General features: G+C 60.9%; 18 protein-coding genes. 14 read left to right on the top strand and 4 right to left on the bottom strand.

What is annotated here, in order from left to right; translation table 11 throughout:
• Positions 1-83 precede the first annotated feature (83 nt).
• The 13 genes from AC07ED_RS04945 to cysE all read left to right on the top strand — a co-directional run bounded on the left by AC07ED_RS04945 (position 84) and on the right by cysE (position 9,965).
• A complete protein-coding gene (locus AC07ED_RS04945; protein WP_105234856.1) occupies positions 84-677 on the top strand; it encodes a head-tail connector protein in 594 nt (197 codons plus the stop codon).
• Positions 674-1,012 (top strand): head-tail adaptor protein, encoded by a 339-nt coding sequence (locus AC07ED_RS04940; RefSeq protein WP_105234857.1) that lies wholly within the window; start codon positions 674-676, stop codon positions 1,010-1,012. The genes AC07ED_RS04945 and AC07ED_RS04940 overlap by 4 nt, the downstream gene beginning before the upstream one ends.
• Entirely contained in the window at positions 1,009-1,404 is a 396-nt protein-coding gene (locus AC07ED_RS04935) for a DUF3168 domain-containing protein (RefSeq protein ID WP_105234858.1), read from the top strand. The genes AC07ED_RS04940 and AC07ED_RS04935 overlap by 4 nt, the downstream gene beginning before the upstream one ends.
• A 23-nt stretch (positions 1,405-1,427) precedes the next feature.
• Positions 1,428-1,844, top strand: a complete 417-nt coding sequence (locus AC07ED_RS04930) for a phage major tail protein, TP901-1 family (protein ID WP_105234859.1) — start codon at positions 1,428-1,430, stop codon at positions 1,842-1,844.
• Entirely contained in the window at positions 1,844-2,158 is a 315-nt protein-coding gene (locus AC07ED_RS04925; RefSeq protein WP_105234860.1) for a gene transfer agent family protein, read from the top strand. Before AC07ED_RS04930 ends, AC07ED_RS04925 begins: the two co-directional genes overlap by 1 nt.
• A complete protein-coding gene (locus AC07ED_RS04920; RefSeq protein WP_105234861.1) occupies positions 2,159-2,344 on the top strand; it encodes a rcc01693 family protein in 186 nt (61 codons plus the stop codon). It abuts the gene before it with no gap.
• Complete coding sequence (locus AC07ED_RS04915; protein ID WP_105234862.1) at positions 2,341-3,000, top strand: phage tail tape measure protein; 660 nt, start codon at positions 2,341-2,343, stop codon at positions 2,998-3,000. The genes AC07ED_RS04920 and AC07ED_RS04915 overlap by 4 nt, the downstream gene beginning before the upstream one ends.
• Positions 3,001-3,010: 10 nt before the next feature.
• Positions 3,011-3,643: a DUF2460 domain-containing protein gene (locus AC07ED_RS04910; RefSeq protein ID WP_105234863.1), complete on the top strand. Its 633-nt coding sequence runs from the start codon at positions 3,011-3,013 to the stop codon at positions 3,641-3,643.
• Complete coding sequence (locus tag AC07ED_RS04905; RefSeq protein WP_105234864.1) at positions 3,640-4,509, top strand: DUF2163 domain-containing protein; 870 nt, start codon at positions 3,640-3,642, stop codon at positions 4,507-4,509. The genes AC07ED_RS04910 and AC07ED_RS04905 overlap by 4 nt, the downstream gene beginning before the upstream one ends.
• Positions 4,506-4,940 (top strand): C40 family peptidase, encoded by a 435-nt coding sequence (locus AC07ED_RS04900; protein WP_105234865.1) that lies wholly within the window; start codon positions 4,506-4,508, stop codon positions 4,938-4,940. The genes AC07ED_RS04905 and AC07ED_RS04900 overlap by 4 nt, the downstream gene beginning before the upstream one ends.
• Positions 4,940-8,776 carry a baseplate multidomain protein megatron gene (locus tag AC07ED_RS04895; protein WP_105234866.1) on the top strand — a complete coding sequence of 1,279 codons (3,837 nt, stop codon included), beginning with the start codon at positions 4,940-4,942 and terminating at the stop codon, positions 8,774-8,776. The genes AC07ED_RS04900 and AC07ED_RS04895 overlap by 1 nt, the downstream gene beginning before the upstream one ends.
• Positions 8,776-9,066 carry a DUF7742 family protein gene (locus AC07ED_RS04890; RefSeq protein WP_105234867.1) on the top strand — a complete coding sequence of 97 codons (291 nt, stop codon included), beginning with the start codon at positions 8,776-8,778 and terminating at the stop codon, positions 9,064-9,066. The genes AC07ED_RS04895 and AC07ED_RS04890 overlap by 1 nt, the downstream gene beginning before the upstream one ends.
• 80 nt (positions 9,067-9,146) lie before the next feature.
• Positions 9,147-9,965 (top strand): serine O-acetyltransferase, encoded by an 819-nt coding sequence (cysE, locus tag AC07ED_RS04885; protein ID WP_105234868.1) that lies wholly within the window; start codon positions 9,147-9,149, stop codon positions 9,963-9,965.
• Here cysE and AC07ED_RS04880 read toward each other — a convergent pair.
• Positions 9,962-10,309, bottom strand: coding sequence for a carboxymuconolactone decarboxylase family protein (locus AC07ED_RS04880; RefSeq protein WP_105234869.1), 348 nt, complete (start codon positions 10,307-10,309; stop codon positions 9,962-9,964). The genes cysE and AC07ED_RS04880 overlap by 4 nt on opposite strands.
• A 148-nt stretch (positions 10,310-10,457) precedes the next feature.
• Here AC07ED_RS04880 and AC07ED_RS04875 point away from each other — a divergent pair, with 148 nt between their 5' ends.
• Entirely contained in the window at positions 10,458-10,964 is a 507-nt protein-coding gene (locus AC07ED_RS04875) for a GNAT family N-acetyltransferase (protein WP_105234870.1), read from the top strand.
• 48 nt (positions 10,965-11,012) lie between these two features.
• Here AC07ED_RS04875 and AC07ED_RS04870 read toward each other — a convergent pair whose 3' ends face one another.
• From AC07ED_RS04870 to pdhA, 3 genes are read right to left on the bottom strand one after another with little or no spacing between them, the layout of a single operon-like run.
• Positions 11,013-12,311, bottom strand: a complete 1,299-nt coding sequence (locus AC07ED_RS04870) for a pyruvate dehydrogenase complex dihydrolipoamide acetyltransferase (protein WP_105234871.1) — start codon at positions 12,309-12,311, stop codon at positions 11,013-11,015.
• Positions 12,312-12,323: 12 nt separating this feature from the next.
• Positions 12,324-13,688 carry a pyruvate dehydrogenase complex E1 component subunit beta gene (locus AC07ED_RS04865; protein WP_105234872.1) on the bottom strand — a complete coding sequence of 455 codons (1,365 nt, stop codon included), beginning with the start codon at positions 13,686-13,688 and terminating at the stop codon, positions 12,324-12,326.
• Positions 13,689-13,709: 21 nt separating this feature from the next.
• Entirely contained in the window at positions 13,710-14,699 is a 990-nt protein-coding gene (gene pdhA, locus AC07ED_RS04860; RefSeq protein WP_067545602.1) for a pyruvate dehydrogenase (acetyl-transferring) E1 component subunit alpha, read from the bottom strand.
• Positions 14,700-14,786: the final 87 nt, after the last annotated feature.

The raw sequence follows: 14,786 nt of genomic DNA, 5'->3' as shown, positions 1-14,786 counted from the left end.
AACTGACCCCACTAGCATGTCCCCGCCCGAGAAGGGCCAGTGACCGCGCGGACCTCAACCGACCGGAATTTCGGAGAGATGTGATGATGTTAGTCGAACAGACCACGGCGCCCCTCGCGGCGCTTCCGGTCGCTGAATTCAAAGACCATTTGCGACTGGGGTCGGGCTTTGCCGACGATGGTTTGCAAGACGGCGTGCTGGTCGCGGCGCTCCGTGCGGCCCTTGCCGCGATTGAGGCCCGCACGGGGAAGATCCTGATCCAGCGCGACTTTAGCTGGACGGTTTATCGCTGGCGGTCGACCTCTGACGCGGTGCTCCCTGTGGGGCCTGTCTCTGCCGTCTCATCGCTGACCTTGTTCGACCGTTTGGGCGCTGAAACGCCGGTGTCGCAGTCGTCGTGGGTGCTGGTCGCCGACCTCCATCGTCCGCGCCTCGTGGCGCTGGGTCTGGCCTTGCCGATGATCGCAACGGGTGGCTCTGCACGGATGAATTTCGTTGCGGGTTACGGCCCGAACTGGTCCGACATCCCCGATGACCTAGCCCAAGCCGTCCTCATGCTCGCCGCCCATTTCTACGACTTCCGCCACGGCGAAACCGCTGGCCGTGACCTGATGCCGCCGATGGTGGCCTCGCTCGTGGAACGCTATCGCACCCTGCGGTTGGGAGGCATGGAATGACCTTGCCGATCCTTTCGCGCAAACTCACGCTTGAAACGCCGATCCGCGTGGCGGACGGGGCAGGTGGCTACAGCATCGACTGGCAACCCATGGGCACGCTCTGGGCCGAGGTAAAGGCCCGCACTGGTGCCGAAGGGTCAGGCGTCGCGGTCCCTTTGTCGAAATCGCGGTTCACCATGACCGTGCGTGCTGCCCCCATCGGATCGCCCTCGCGCCCGCGTCCTGAACAGCGGTTCCGTGATGCGACCCGCCTCTTTGCGATTGATGCTGTGGTGGAGCGCGACGCGGATGCGCGGTTCCTGACATGCTATGTGACAGAGGAGGTCGCCGTATGACCTACGCCCTCTCTGCCGCGCTGCAATCGGCGGTCTACGCACGGCTCACCGACCAGATCACCGACACGCCCGTTTATGATGCGCTGCCCACTGGCACGCTGCCCGCGCTCTACATCACGCTCGGTCCCGAAGTGGTCAAGGATCGCTCTGATCAAACGGTCCACGGTGCGGATCATGATTTCAGCGTCACGATTGCCACGGAAACCGCAGGCTTTGCCGCCGCGAAACTGGCCGCTGCGCAGGTGTCTGATGCGCTCCTCGATACAGCGCTGACGCTCACCCGTGGCCGCATCGTTGCGCTGAATTTCCTGCGGGCGAACGCGTCCCGCGTGGACGGCAGCAGCGTCCGCCAAATCACCCTGATCTTCCGCGCCCGCGTCGAAGACCTCTGACCCCTCACGACAGGAGAAATCCCATGGCAGCCCAAAACGGCAAAGACCTATTGATCAAGATGGACATGACTGGCGACGGTCAGTTCCAAACCACCGCTGGCCTGCGGGCCACGCGCATCAGTTTCAACGCGGAAACCGTGGATGTGACGAACCTCGACAGCCAAGGCGGCTGGCGCGAACTCCTTGCGGGCGCTGGTGTCCGTTCGGCGAGCCTCTCTGGCTCTGGCGTGTTCAAAGATGACGCCACCGACGAACGCGCCCGCCAGATCTTTTTCGACGGTCAGATGCCCGATTTTCAGGTGATCATCCCCGATTTTGGCACCATCGAAGGCCCGTTCCAAATCACCGCCATCGAATATGCAGGCACTCATAACGGCGAGGCGACCTATGAGCTTTCGCTCGCCTCTGCGGGTGCGCTGACCTTTACGGCGGCGGTCTGATGGCGAACCCCCATGCAGGCGAGGTGACCCTGACCCTCAACGGCACCGCATACCCGTGCAAACTGACGCTCGGTGCGCTGGCTGAACTTGAGGCAGAGTTGCAGACCGGAACCCTGATCGACCTGATCGACCGCTTTGACACGGGCGCGTTTTCTTCGCGCGATGTGTTGGCCTTGTGCGTAGCGGGCCTGCGTGGGGGCGGGTGGAGCGGCAGTAGCGCCGACCTCCTCACCGCCGATATCGCAGGTGGGCCCGTGGGGGCGGCACAGGCTGCGGCCCTCATGCTCGCCCGTGCGTTCACGCCGGTGGCCTGAATGGACTGGGCGGGTCTGATGCGGTTGGGCCTGCGCGGTTTGCGCCTGTCCCCGCGCGAATTTTGGGCGCTGACACCAGCAGAGCTCCTCCTCATCGCGGGGCTGGATGCTGCATCGCCCGCCATGGGCCGCGCCCGTTTGGCCGAACTGGCCTCCCTTTATCCTGACGAAAGGACCACGAGATGAGCGATTTCGACCGCTTGGATGATCTGGACACGCAGCTTTCATCGCTGGAAACCAGCATGGGCGAGGCGTCCACGATGACTGCCGCCTTTGATGCACAACTGCGCGACATCCGCCAAACCTTGGGCGATACGACCCGCGATCTGGGCAATCTGGATGCGGGGTTTTCGCGTGGGTTGCGCAAGGCCTTTGATGGCGTGGTCTTTGACGGGATGAAACTTTCGGACGCGCTCTCTACCCTGGGCAAGGCGATGTCGAACACCGTCTACAACGCCGCGATGAAGCCCGTGACCGATCACTTTGGTGGGATGCTCGCGGGCGGGTTGAACGCGCTTGTGTCGTCCATCATGCCCTACGCGCAGGGCGGTGCCTTTACCCAAGGCCGCGTGATGCCCTTTGCCAAGGGCGGCGTTGTAACCAGCCCGACCACATTCCCCATGCGCGGTTCCACGGGCCTCATGGGTGAGGCGGGGCCAGAGGCGATCATGCCGCTGACCCGTTCCGCAGATGGTCGTCTGGGCGTTCAGGCGCAGGGCGGCGGCACGGTCCACGTCACCATGAACATCACCACCCCCGACGTGCAGGGGTTCCAACGCAGCCAGAGCCAGATCGCCGCGCAGATGTCACGGGTGATGAGCCGTGGCCAACGCAATCGTTAAGGAGGCCACAATGGGGTTTCATGATATCCGCTTTCCCGTCTCGCTGTCCTTCGGCTCTGTCGGCGGGCCAGAACGGCGCACCGAAATCGTCACGCTCGCCAATGGTCACGAGGAACGCAACGCGCCGTGGGCCCATTCGCGCAGGCGCTATGACGCGGGGCTGGGCCTGCGCTCGATGGATGACATCGACGCGCTGATCGCGTTTTTTGAGGGCCGCAAAGGGCAGCTCTATGGCTTTCGTTGGAAGGACTGGGCCGACTACAAATCCTGCGCGCCCTCGCGTGCGCCTTCTGGCATCGACCAACTGCTTGGCATCGGGGATGAGGTCACATCGACCTTTGCCCTGCGCAAACTCTATACCTCTGGCGCAGGCAGCTATGAGCGTCCGATCACGAAACCCGTCCTTGGCACGGTGCTGGTGACGCTGGGCAATATCCCCCAGCAAGAAAGCATCGACTACACCGTCGATTACATGAACGGAGAGATCACTTTTGCCCACCCGCCAGACATTGGCGTGGACATTCGTGCGGGCTTTGAATTCGACGTGCCTGTGCGGTTTGACACGGACGCGATCCGCATATCGGCTGCGAATTTCAACGCGGGCGAGGTGCCTGATATCCCAGTGGTGGAGGTGCGCCAATGACGCTCCTCACGCACCTGGCCACAGGCACCACAACCACCTGCCGCGCATGGGCCGTGACGCGGGGCGATGGCGTGACCTTGGGCTTTACCGACCACGACCGCGACCTGTCCTTTGACGGGATCACCTTCCGCGCCGATACGGGGCTGTCTGCACAGGCCATCGAACAGTCCACGGGTCTGTCCGTTGATAACACAGAGGCGATCGGCACCTTGACCGACACCGCCATCACAGAGGCCGACATCATCGCGGGTCGCTATGACGGGGCAGAGGTGCGGTTCTGGATCGTCAATTGGGCGGACACCTCAGAGCGGCTCTTGCGGTTTCGCGGCAGCATAGGGGAAATGCGCCGCAACGGGCCAGAGTTCCGCGCCGAACTGCGCGGGCTGGCCGAGGCCCTCAACCAGCCTCAAGGCCGCGTGTTCCAGCGGGCCTGTGCCGCCACCTTGGGCGACGCTGCCTGTGGTGTTGACCTCAACACGCCCGCATTTCGTCATGAAATCCCAGCCTATGCCGTCAAACGCAACCGCGTCTTTTGGACCGACCCGCTGCCACAGGCAGAGCGGTGGTTCGAAAAGGGGCGTCTGACGGTCATGTCGGGGGCTGCCACGGGCCTTTCTGGTCTGATCAAGGCGAACCGTATCGACGGTCCCCGGCACCTGATCGAACTATGGCAGCCCCTTGGGGCAGAGATCTCGGCGGGCGATTTAATCCGCCTTGAGGCGGGCTGCGACAAACGCATGGCGACCTGTCAGGCAAAGTTCGACAACCTTTTGAATTTCCGTGGCTTCCCTGACATTCCGGGCGAAGACTGGCTGGTCTCCACCCCACGCCGTGCTGGCAGCAACGATGGGGGGAGCCTGCGATGAACCCGATTGTCACCACCGCCCGCGATTGGATCGGCACCCCCTACAGGCATCAGGCTTCGTGCAAGGGGGCGGGTTGCGATTGTCTGGGGCTGATCCTAGGCCTTTGGCGTGCGCATATAGGCCCGCTGCCCGAACCCGTGCCTGCCTACAGCGCGGATTGGTCCGAACCCCAAGGGCGCGAGGATCTCTTTGACGCGGCCCTGCGCCACTTCACCCCGAAACCTGTAACTGACGCCGCGCTTGGCGATCTGATCCTGTTTCGGATGCGCGACGGATCGGTTGCCAAACACCTCGGTCTGCAATCGCAGATCGGGGCGCGTCCTGCATTTATCCATTCCTACACGGGCCACGGCGTGATCGAGAGCCGCCTGACCCCACCATGGGCCCGTCGCATTGCGGCGCGGTTTTCCTTTCCTGAAAGGGGGCTTTGATGGCGACGATTGTTCTTTCTGCGGCAGGTATGGCGCTGGGTGGGTCCATCGGTGGCACCACGCTTGGCCTGTCGAACGCGGTCATCGGCCGCGCCATCGGTGCGACCTTGGGCCGTGTCATCGACCAGCGCGTGATGGGCGGATCGGATGCGGTCGAAGCAGGCCGCATCGACCGTTTCCGTCTGACAGGCGCGTCCGAGGGCTCTGCCATCCCGCAAATCCACGGGCAAATGCGTGTGGGTGGTCAGGTCATCTGGGCCACGCGGTTCATTGAGAGCACGACCACCACTGGCGGCAGCGGCAAAGGGTCCCGTCAGCCTAGCGTGACAAACTACGCCTATACCGTCAGCCTCGCCATCGCGGTCTGCGAGGGGCCAATCACCCGCATTGGGCGCATCTGGGCTGACGGCGTAGAGATCGCCGCCGATGACCTGACCCTGCGGGTTTATAAGGGCGGCGAAGACCAGCTCCCCGATCCGAAGATTGAAGCGGTCGAGGGCACAGGCAACGCGCCCGCCTATCGCGGCACCGCCTATGTGGTGATCGAAGACTTGCCCCTTGGCCTATTCGGCAACCGCATCCCGCAGTTCTCGTTCGAGGTGGTGAAAACCAGTGCCGACGACATCGCGCAAAAGGTCCGTGGCGTGGCCCTCATCCCTGGGACGGGGGAATACGCGCTGGCCACAACGCCCGTGACGGTGAACGACGGGCTGGGGTCCTATCGGTCGCTTAACGTCCATACGGCGGCGGGCAAGGCGGATATTGAGGTGTCTCTCGATGCCCTGACGGATGAGGCCCCGAACCTCTCGACCGCCTCTCTCATCGTGTCGTGGTTTGGCGATGATCTGCGCTGTGGGTCCTGTCGGATCGGCCCGCGGGCAGAGACGCTTGGTCCCGATCCAATCGACATGCCGTGGCAAGTGAGCGGGGCCGACCGCGCCACCGCTGGCCTCGTGCCTTATGCCGATGACCGCCCCGTTTACGGCGGCACGCCCACCGACCAATCCGTGGTGCAAGCGATCCAATCTTTGACCGCGCGTGGCATCAGCCCTGTGTTTTATCCCTTTGTTCTGATGGAGCAATTGTTGGATAACACTCTGCCCGATCCGTGGGGTTCTGCCACCCAACCCGCGCTACCTTGGCGCGGTCGGATCACTCTGTCGCTTGCGCCCACACAATCCGGAACGCCCGATCAAACCGCCCTCGCAGAGGCCGAGGTTGCGGCGTTTTTCGGCACCGCGCAAGCCAGCGATTTCGTGATCAACGGCACGTCGGTCACCTACATTGGTCCAGCGGAATGGAGCTACCGCCGCTTCATCCTCCACTACGCGCACCTCTGTGCGGCGGCAGGCGGTGTCGGCGTGTTCTGTATCGGCTCTGAACTACGAGGCCTTACCGAAATTCGCGGGACAAACGGGTTCCCAGCGGTCGACCAATTGCGCCAACTTGCGGCCGATGTCAAAGCGATCCTGCCCAATGCCAAGATCACCTATGCCGCCGACTGGTCCGAATATCACGGGATGCAGCCTGCGAGCACGGCGGATAAGGTGTTTCACCTCGACGCGCTCTGGGCTGACCCGAATATCGATTTCATCGGGATTGATAACTACCTGCCGCTCTCTGATTGGCGCGATGGGTTGGATCACCTTGACGCAGAGTGGGGCGATATTCGCAACCTCGATTACCTGCGTTCCAACGTCGAAGGCGGAGAGCTTTATGATTGGTATTACCACTCGCCCGAGGCCCGCGCCGCGCAAATCCGCACACCGATCACCGATGGAGAGGGCGAGCCTTGGATTTGGCGACCCAAGGACATTCGCAATTGGTGGTCCAACCCCCACTACAACCGAATTGGCGGTGTTAAGCAGGAGACTCCGACCGATTGGGTGCCCATGTCGAAACCCATCGTCTTTACCGAATACGGCTGTGCGGCGATTGATAAGGGGACAAACCAGCCGAACAAATTCCTCGACCCGAAATCGTCGGAGTCGGGCCTGCCGTATTATTCGACCGGGGGCCGCGATGATGCCCTGCAAGCGGCCTATATCACAGCGATCCACGACCATTATGCGGACCCTGCCGCGAACCCCGTGTCGCCCGTTTACGGTGGCGCGATGGTGGATATGTCGCTGGCATGCCTTTGGGCATGGGACGCGCGACCTTATCCTGCGTTTCCCAACAATCGCGACCTCTGGTCGGATGGGGCGAATTATGCGCGCGGACATTGGATGAACGGTCGTTTGTCGGCCCGTAGCCTCGCCCAAGCGGTGGCTGACATCTGCCAGCGGGCAGGGGTGGCAGAGGTCGATGTGAGCCGCCTTTATGGTGTGCTCCGTGGCTATATGATCGACCAGACCGACACGGCGCGGGCCGCTTTGCAGCCGTTGATGTTGGCCTATGGGTTTGATGTGACCGAACGGGATGGGAAACTGACCTTTGTCACCCGCACGCCAACGCATGGGGTGAGGCTTTCCCCTGATGATCTGGTGATCGGCGATCGGTTCTCTGCCATGGAACACATTCGCGCGCCCGAGGCCGAAGTTGCGGGTAGAATCCGTCTGTCCTACGTGGGTGCCGACGGCAGCTATGACACTCGTCTGGCCGAGGCGAGCCTTGCGGGTGGGGCGCAGTCCGTTGCGCGGTCCGAGGCGGGCGTTGTCCTGACCTCAGCCGAGGCGAGCCAGATCACCGACCGTTGGTTGACCGAACAGCGTATGGCGCGGGACACGGTGACATTTGCCCTGCCACCTTCGCGGATTGATGTCGCTGCGGGGGATGTGGTGACGTTGAACGGTGACAGCTATCGTATTGATCGGATGACACAATCCTTGGGCCAAGAGGCAGAGGCGACGCGGATTGATACCGACGCCTATATCCCGTCCTTGGTCGATGATCTGGCAGAGACGGTTGCACCGATCACGGCGCCTTTGCCAGTGACGGGCGTGTTCCTTGACCTGCCATTGCTCACGGGAACAGAGGTCGCCCATGCCCCGCATTTTGCGGCGACGGCGGTCCATTGGCCGGGGGCGGTCGCGCTCTATCATTCGGAAACCGACAGTGATTACAGGCTCGCCGTCACCGCAGAGCGGCCTGCCACGATTGGCACCACGTTGACCCCGCTTGACCCCGCGATGGCCGGACGGTGGGATCATGGGGCCGCGCTTCGGGTGCGATTGGTGCGGGGGGCGCTATCGTCGACGGATCGCCTTGGCGTTCTGTCGGGCCGCAATGCGATTGCCATTGGGGATGGCAGCGCGGACGGCTGGGAGGTGTTCCAGTTCCAAGAGGCCGTGCTCGTTGCGCCAAACACCTATGACCTGCGGTTGCGGCTGAGGGGGCAGCAGGGAACGGAGGCGCTATTCCGTCCTGCGGGATCAATGGTGGTGCTCTTGGACGGGGCGCTCGTTCAGCCTGATTACCCGAGCACCCTGCGCGGTGTCACACGCAGCTACCGCTTTGGTCCTGCGACCCGTGGCTATGATGACCCGACCTATCAGACGGTGACCAGCGGGTTCGCGGGCGCGGGGTTGAGGCCTTATCCCGTGTGTCATCTGACCTCGACGGGAGAGGTGACGACCTGGGTGCGGCGAACGCGGGTGGATGGCGATAGCTGGGACGCGGCAGAGGTGCCCTTGGGCGAGGATCGCGAAGCCTATGTGGTGCGGATCTTTGGCTCTGGCGACCTGAAACGCGAGGTGATCGTAGCTGTGCCAGAGTTCACCTATTCAGCGGCTGACAAAGCGGCGGATGGTGTGACAGGGGACTACACCGTGCAGGTCGCGCAACTGTCGGACCGCTATGGCGCGGGGCCGTATCGGTCGCTTTGGGTGGCGTGATGCGGGCGGTGTTGCTGGCTGATCTGGAACAGGGGGCGCGGGCATTGCTGGCGCGCCCTGACCGCGATTGGCCAGACCTCGCGGCTATGATGATCACGCAGGCGCGGCTTGCCGACAAATACCGCAAACGCACGGGGCGGGCGCATCCTGACTGGGGTAATGGGACGCTCCATGACCGCGCCATCCGATTGCCCCGCGCACCCATCCGTTACCCGACCCCAGAAGGGTTTCACAACGCGCTAAGTGTTTTGCTTCAAACCTATATCGCCTCGCGCCATCAAAATCGGTGATATAAACGATCACGGGTTTATTCTTGGACGAAATGTCCTAAGTAGGGTAGTCTGACGCGAGAAAACGCAGGAGCCTGACCATGGCAAACCCGAAAACAAAACTGGCTGAAATCGATCCCGTTTGGGACCGTATCTGTTCGGAAGCAGAGGACGCGATCAAAACCGAACCTCTGATGGGGAGCCTGCTGCACCAATGTATCCTGCACCATCATCGGTTTCAGGACGCGCTGGCCTACCGCGTGTCGATGAAGCTTGCCTCGGCTGAGATGTCGGAACAATTGCTGCGTGAGATTGCGGATGACGCCTATGAGGCTGCACCCGATCTGACCGCTGCGGCGCGTGCGGATCTTGTCGCGACCTACGAACGCGACCCAGCCTGCCACCGTTTCCTGCATCCTCTCCTTTATTTTAAGGGGTATCAGGCGGTTCAGGCCTATCGTTTGGGCCATTACCTCTGGCAGCAGGGGCGCAAGGATATGGCGTATTTCCTACAGATGCGCATCTCTGAAACCTTTGGCGTCGATATTCACCCTGCGGCCCGTATCGGCCGCGGGATCATGATCGACCACGCCCACTCCATCGTGATCGGTGAAACGGCGGTCGTTGGTGATAACGTATCGATCCTGCACACTGTGACGCTGGGCGGCACGGGCAAAGAGGACGAAGATCGTCACCCGAAAATCGGTGATGGCGTGTTGATCGGCGCTGGTGCGTCGGTGCTCGGCAACATTAAGATCGGGGATCGTAGCCGTATCGCTGCGGGGTCGGTCGTGCTGAACGATGTGCCCTGCTGCAAGACCGTGGCGGGTGTCCCCGCCAAGATCGTCGGAGAAGCTGGATGTGACCAGCCCTCCGTCTCTATGGATCAACTGCTGAAAAAATGCATGGGAGAGGGTTAACCCTCTCCTTCACCCACCAGCTGGTCGTAGGCCTCTAGCGCCTTCATCCCATACATATATGCAGGTCCGCCGCCCATCAGGATGCAGGTGGCGATGGTTTCCTCAAGCTCTGCGCGGGTGGCGCCTGCGCGGACGGCGCCCTGTAGGTGGAACCCGATGCAATCGGCGCAATGGGTCACGATGCCCACGACAATCGCTTGTAATTCCTTATGTTTTACCGACAACGCGCCGTCATGCAGAACTGCGCGGTGCATATCGGTAAAGGCCTTGCCCACGTCGGGTTGGGCCTTGCGGAAGTCTTTGGTCAGTTTGGTGGTATTGGCTAGGTAGTCTTTCCAGTCCATGTCGCGCCTCTTTTGATTGGTCACCCGATGCATAGCAGTCTGGTGGGGGTAAACCTTGCGATAGATCAAAGAGTTGGAATGTTTTTCAACGGCCCTTGCGGGGGCGGTGAAAACGGGGTTCAGTTCGGGCAAAAGACGGAGACACCAGATGATCATTCGCGACGCCACCGATGCCGATGCGGGCTTTCTCACGCAGATTTATAACCATGAGGTTCTGAACGGCACCGCGCTCTGGACGGATATCCTTGTGGACGAGGCGAACCGTCTTGCGTTTCTGGCGGAACGACGCGCGGCGGGGTTCCCTGTGTTTATCGGAGAGGTCGATGGCGTGGCGGCGGGATATTCGACTTACGGCACGTTTCGCGGCAAGGATGGCTATGATCTGACCGTCGAACATTCGGTCTATCTGTTGCCAGAGTATCAAGGGCAGGGGCTGGGGCCGAAACTTATGCAGGCGATCATTGATCGGGCACGGGAACAGGGGCTTCATGCGATGATCGCGAGTGTTGAGGCGGGAAACACAGGGTCCGTGCGTCTGCACGAACGCATGGGATTTGTAGAGGTCGCGCGGATGCCACAAGTCGGTAAGAAATTCGGGCGATGGCTGGATATGTTGTTCCTGCAACTGACCTTGGATGATCGGCTCGCGCCATAAAAAAACGCCCCCGAAATCGGGGGCGTTTTCGTTTTGAAAGGCTGCTGATTAGGCCAGCATCGCAATCGGGTTTTCGAGGTTCGCTTTGATTGCCTCGAGGAGTTGTGCGCCCAGTGCGCCGTCGATCACGCGGTGGTCAACGGAGAGGGTGACGGACATGACGGTCGCCACTTTGATCTGGTCGTCAGCGCCAACCACAGGTTTCTTCACGCCCGCGCCAACGGCGAGGATGCCAGAGTGCGGCGGGTTGATGATGGCGTCGAAGTTGTCGATGCCGAACATGCCGAGGTTCGAGATTGCGAACGAACCGCCCTGATATTCATGCGGCGCGAGTTTGCGGTCGCGGGCACGTTTGGCGAGGTCTTTCATCTCTGCCGACAGAGCCGAGAGCGATTTGCTGTCCGAGTTTTTGAGAACTGGAGTGAACAAGCCGCCTTCGATGGCTACAGCCACAGCCACGTCGGAGTTTTTGAACTTCAGCACGCGGTCGCCAGCCCAAACGGCGTTGGCTTCTGGGATTTGTTGCAGGGCCAATGCGCAGGCTTTGATGATGAAATCGTTGACCGAGAGTTTGACGCCACGGTCGCCGAGTTTCGCATTGAGCTGAGCACGGAAGGCAAGCAGATCGTCCAGTTCGATGTCGCGGCGCAGGTAGAAGTGCGGAACCGACTGCTTTGCCTCGGTGAGGCGGGCAGCGATGGTTTTGCGCATACCGTCGAGTTTGACTTCCTCGAAATCGGTGCCTTCGTACATTTTGAGCACGGCATCGGTGGACGGACCTTGGGCCATGGCAGCAGCAGGAGCCGCAGCCTTGGGAGCCTCGGTCGCAGCGGCAGCAGGAGCGGCAGCTTTGGGTGCAGCGGTTGCACCTTCAACGTCCGATTTCACGATGCGACCACGCGGGCCAGAGCCAGCGATGGCAGACAGGTCGAGACCTTTTTGACCTGCGATGCGCCGCGCGAGTGGCGATGCAAAGACGCGGTTGCCGTCTTTGACAGGTGCTGCTGGGGCAGGTGCCGCAGCCGCAGGAGCCGTCGCCGCGACAGGAGCCGCCGCCGCAGGGGCCGCAGCAGGTGCAGATGCGCCCGCTGCTGGAACCTCTTCGCCCTCTTCGACGAGGATTGCGATCAGGCTGTTGACCTTAACGCCCTCGGTGCCCTCAGCGATGACGATCTTGCCGACGATGCCTTCGTCCACGGCTTCGAATTCCATGGTGGCTTTGTCGGTTTCGATCTCAGCGATGATGTCGCCCGATTTTACTTCGTCGCCCTCTTTGACCAGCCATTTGGCCAGCGTGCCTTCCTCCATCGTGGGGGACAGGGCGGGCATGAGAATTTCTGTAGCCATTTCTCTGTCTCCTTAGCGGTAGGTGACTTGCTTCACGGCGTCGATGACTTCAGCCGTGGTGACAAGAGCGTGCTTTTCGAGGTTTGCCGCGTAGGGCATCGGAACGTCCTTGCCGGTGCAGTTCAGGACAGGCGCGTCGAGGTAGTCGAACGCGTGGGTCATGACATATGCCGACAGGTGGTTGCCGATAGAGCCAACGGGCCAGCCTTCTTCGACGGTGATCATGCGGTTGGTCTTCATCACCGATGCAAGCACGGTGTCGTAGTCCAACGGACGCAGGGTGCGCAGGTCGATGACTTCAGCGTCGATGCCTTCTTCGGCCAGCTTTTCAGCGGCTTCGAGGGCGTAGGTCATGCCGATGCCGAAGGACACGATGGTCACGTCGTTACCAGAGCGGCAGACTTTGGCTTTGCCGAACGGGATGGTGAAATCGTCGAGCACAGGAACCTCGAACGATTTACCGTAGAGGATTTCGTTCTCGAGGAAGATCACAGGGTTCGGATCGCGGATTGCCTGTTTCATCAGACCTTTGTAGTCAGCAGCCGAGTAGGGCATGACGACCTTGAGGCCAGGGATTTGCGCATACCATGCTGCGTAGTCCTGCGAGTGCTGCGCGCCCACACGAGCCGCTGCACCGTTCGGGCCACGGAAGACCATCGGCGCACCCATCTGACCGCCAGACATATAGAGCGTCTTAGCAGCAGAGTTGATGATGTGGTCGATCGCCTGCATCGCAAAGTTGAAGGTCATGAATTCAACGATCGGTTTTAGACCGCCAAATGCAGCACCCGTCGCGATACCTGCAAAGCCGTGTTCGGTGATCGGCGTGTCGATGACGCGCTTAGAGCCGAATTCGTCCAGCATACCTTGGGAGATTTTATAAGCCCCTTGGTATTCGCCGACTTCTTCACCCATGAGGAATACGTCGGGGTCGCGGCGCATTTCTTCGGCCATCGCGTCGCGCAGAGCTTCGCGGACGGTTTGGGTTTTCATTGGGGTGCCTTCGGGCCAGTCAGGGGACTGGTCGACCTTGGGTGCCGCAGGAGCGGCCGCCGCAGAGGCAGGGGCCGCTGCAACAGGGGCAGCAGCCTCAGCCGCAGGAGCCGATTGGCCAGCGTCCGCAGGAACCTCTTCGCCTTCTTCAACGAGAACAGCGATAGGGGTGTTCACTTTGACGTTTTCGGTGCCTTCAGCGATCAGGATTTTGCCCATGATGCCTTCGTCGACGGCCTCGAACTCCATCGTAGCTTTGTCGGTTTCGATCTCTGCGATGATGTCACCCGCAGAAATGGTGTCGCCCTCTTTTTTCAGCCATTTGGCCAGAGTGCCTTCTTCCATCGTCGGAGAGAGGGCGGGCATGAGAATTTCGGTTGCCATGTGTGATGTCCTCTCTCGATCTTACGCGTAAATGTCGGTCCACAGCTCATCAAGAGCTGGTTCCGGGCTGGTTTTCGCGAATTCGGCGGACTCGTTCACGATGTCTTTGATTTCCTTGTCGATCTTTTTCAGATCGTCCTCGGAAGCATGGCTGCCCGTGAGCAACATCGCACGGATCTGTTCGATCGGGTCACGCTCTTCGCGCATTTTCTGCACTTCTTCGCGGGTCCGGTATTTCGCAGGGTCCGACATGGAGTGGCCACGGTAGCGATAGGTTTTGACCTCTAGGATGTAGGGGCCTTTGCCTGCGCGGCAGTGCGCAACAGCGCGTTCGCCAGCCTCTTTGACGGCGAGGACGGACATGCCGTCAACTTCTTCGCCTTTGATGCCGTAAGCTTCGCCGCGACCGTAGAGCGAGGTCGATTTGGTCGAACGAGCAACAGATGTGCCCATAGCGTATTGGTTGTTTTCGATGACGAAGATCACCGGAAGGTCCCAGAGTTCCGCCATGTTGTAGGTCTCGTAGACCTGACCTTGGTTCGCAGCGCCATCGCCGAAGTAGGCGAAGGTGACGTTGTCGTTGCCACGGTATTTGTCCGAGAAGGCCAGACCTGCACCAAGCGGCACCTGAGCGCCAACGATGCCGTGGCCGCCGTAGAAGTGCTTTTCCTTGGAGAACATGTGCATGGAGCCGCCCTTACCTTTGGAGTAGCCACCTTCGCGGCCGGTAAGTTCTGCCATCACACCGTTTGCATCCATACCACATGCGAGCATGTGACCGTGGTCGCGGTAGGAGGTGACGCGTTTGTCGCCCTCTTTGGTGCAAGCTTCGAGGCCGACGACGACCGCTTCTTGACCGATGTAGAGGTGACAGAAGCCGCCGATAAGACCCATGCCATAAAGCTGGCCGGCCTTTTCTTCGAAGCGGCGGATGAGAAGCATGTCACGGTAGTAGCTCAGCAGCTCTTCCTTGGACACGTTTGCCTGTGCGGCTGGTTTTCTAGCGGCCATAGGTCCTCCGTCCTGTGATGGCGATAGTTTAGTGTTAAACTATCTATACAGGATTGGGATTTATAAAGCGAGTGTCAATATCGGTCA

The organism is Aestuarium zhoushanense (genome assembly GCF_056431045.1).
This window is presented reverse-complemented; position numbering and strand designations above follow the sequence as displayed.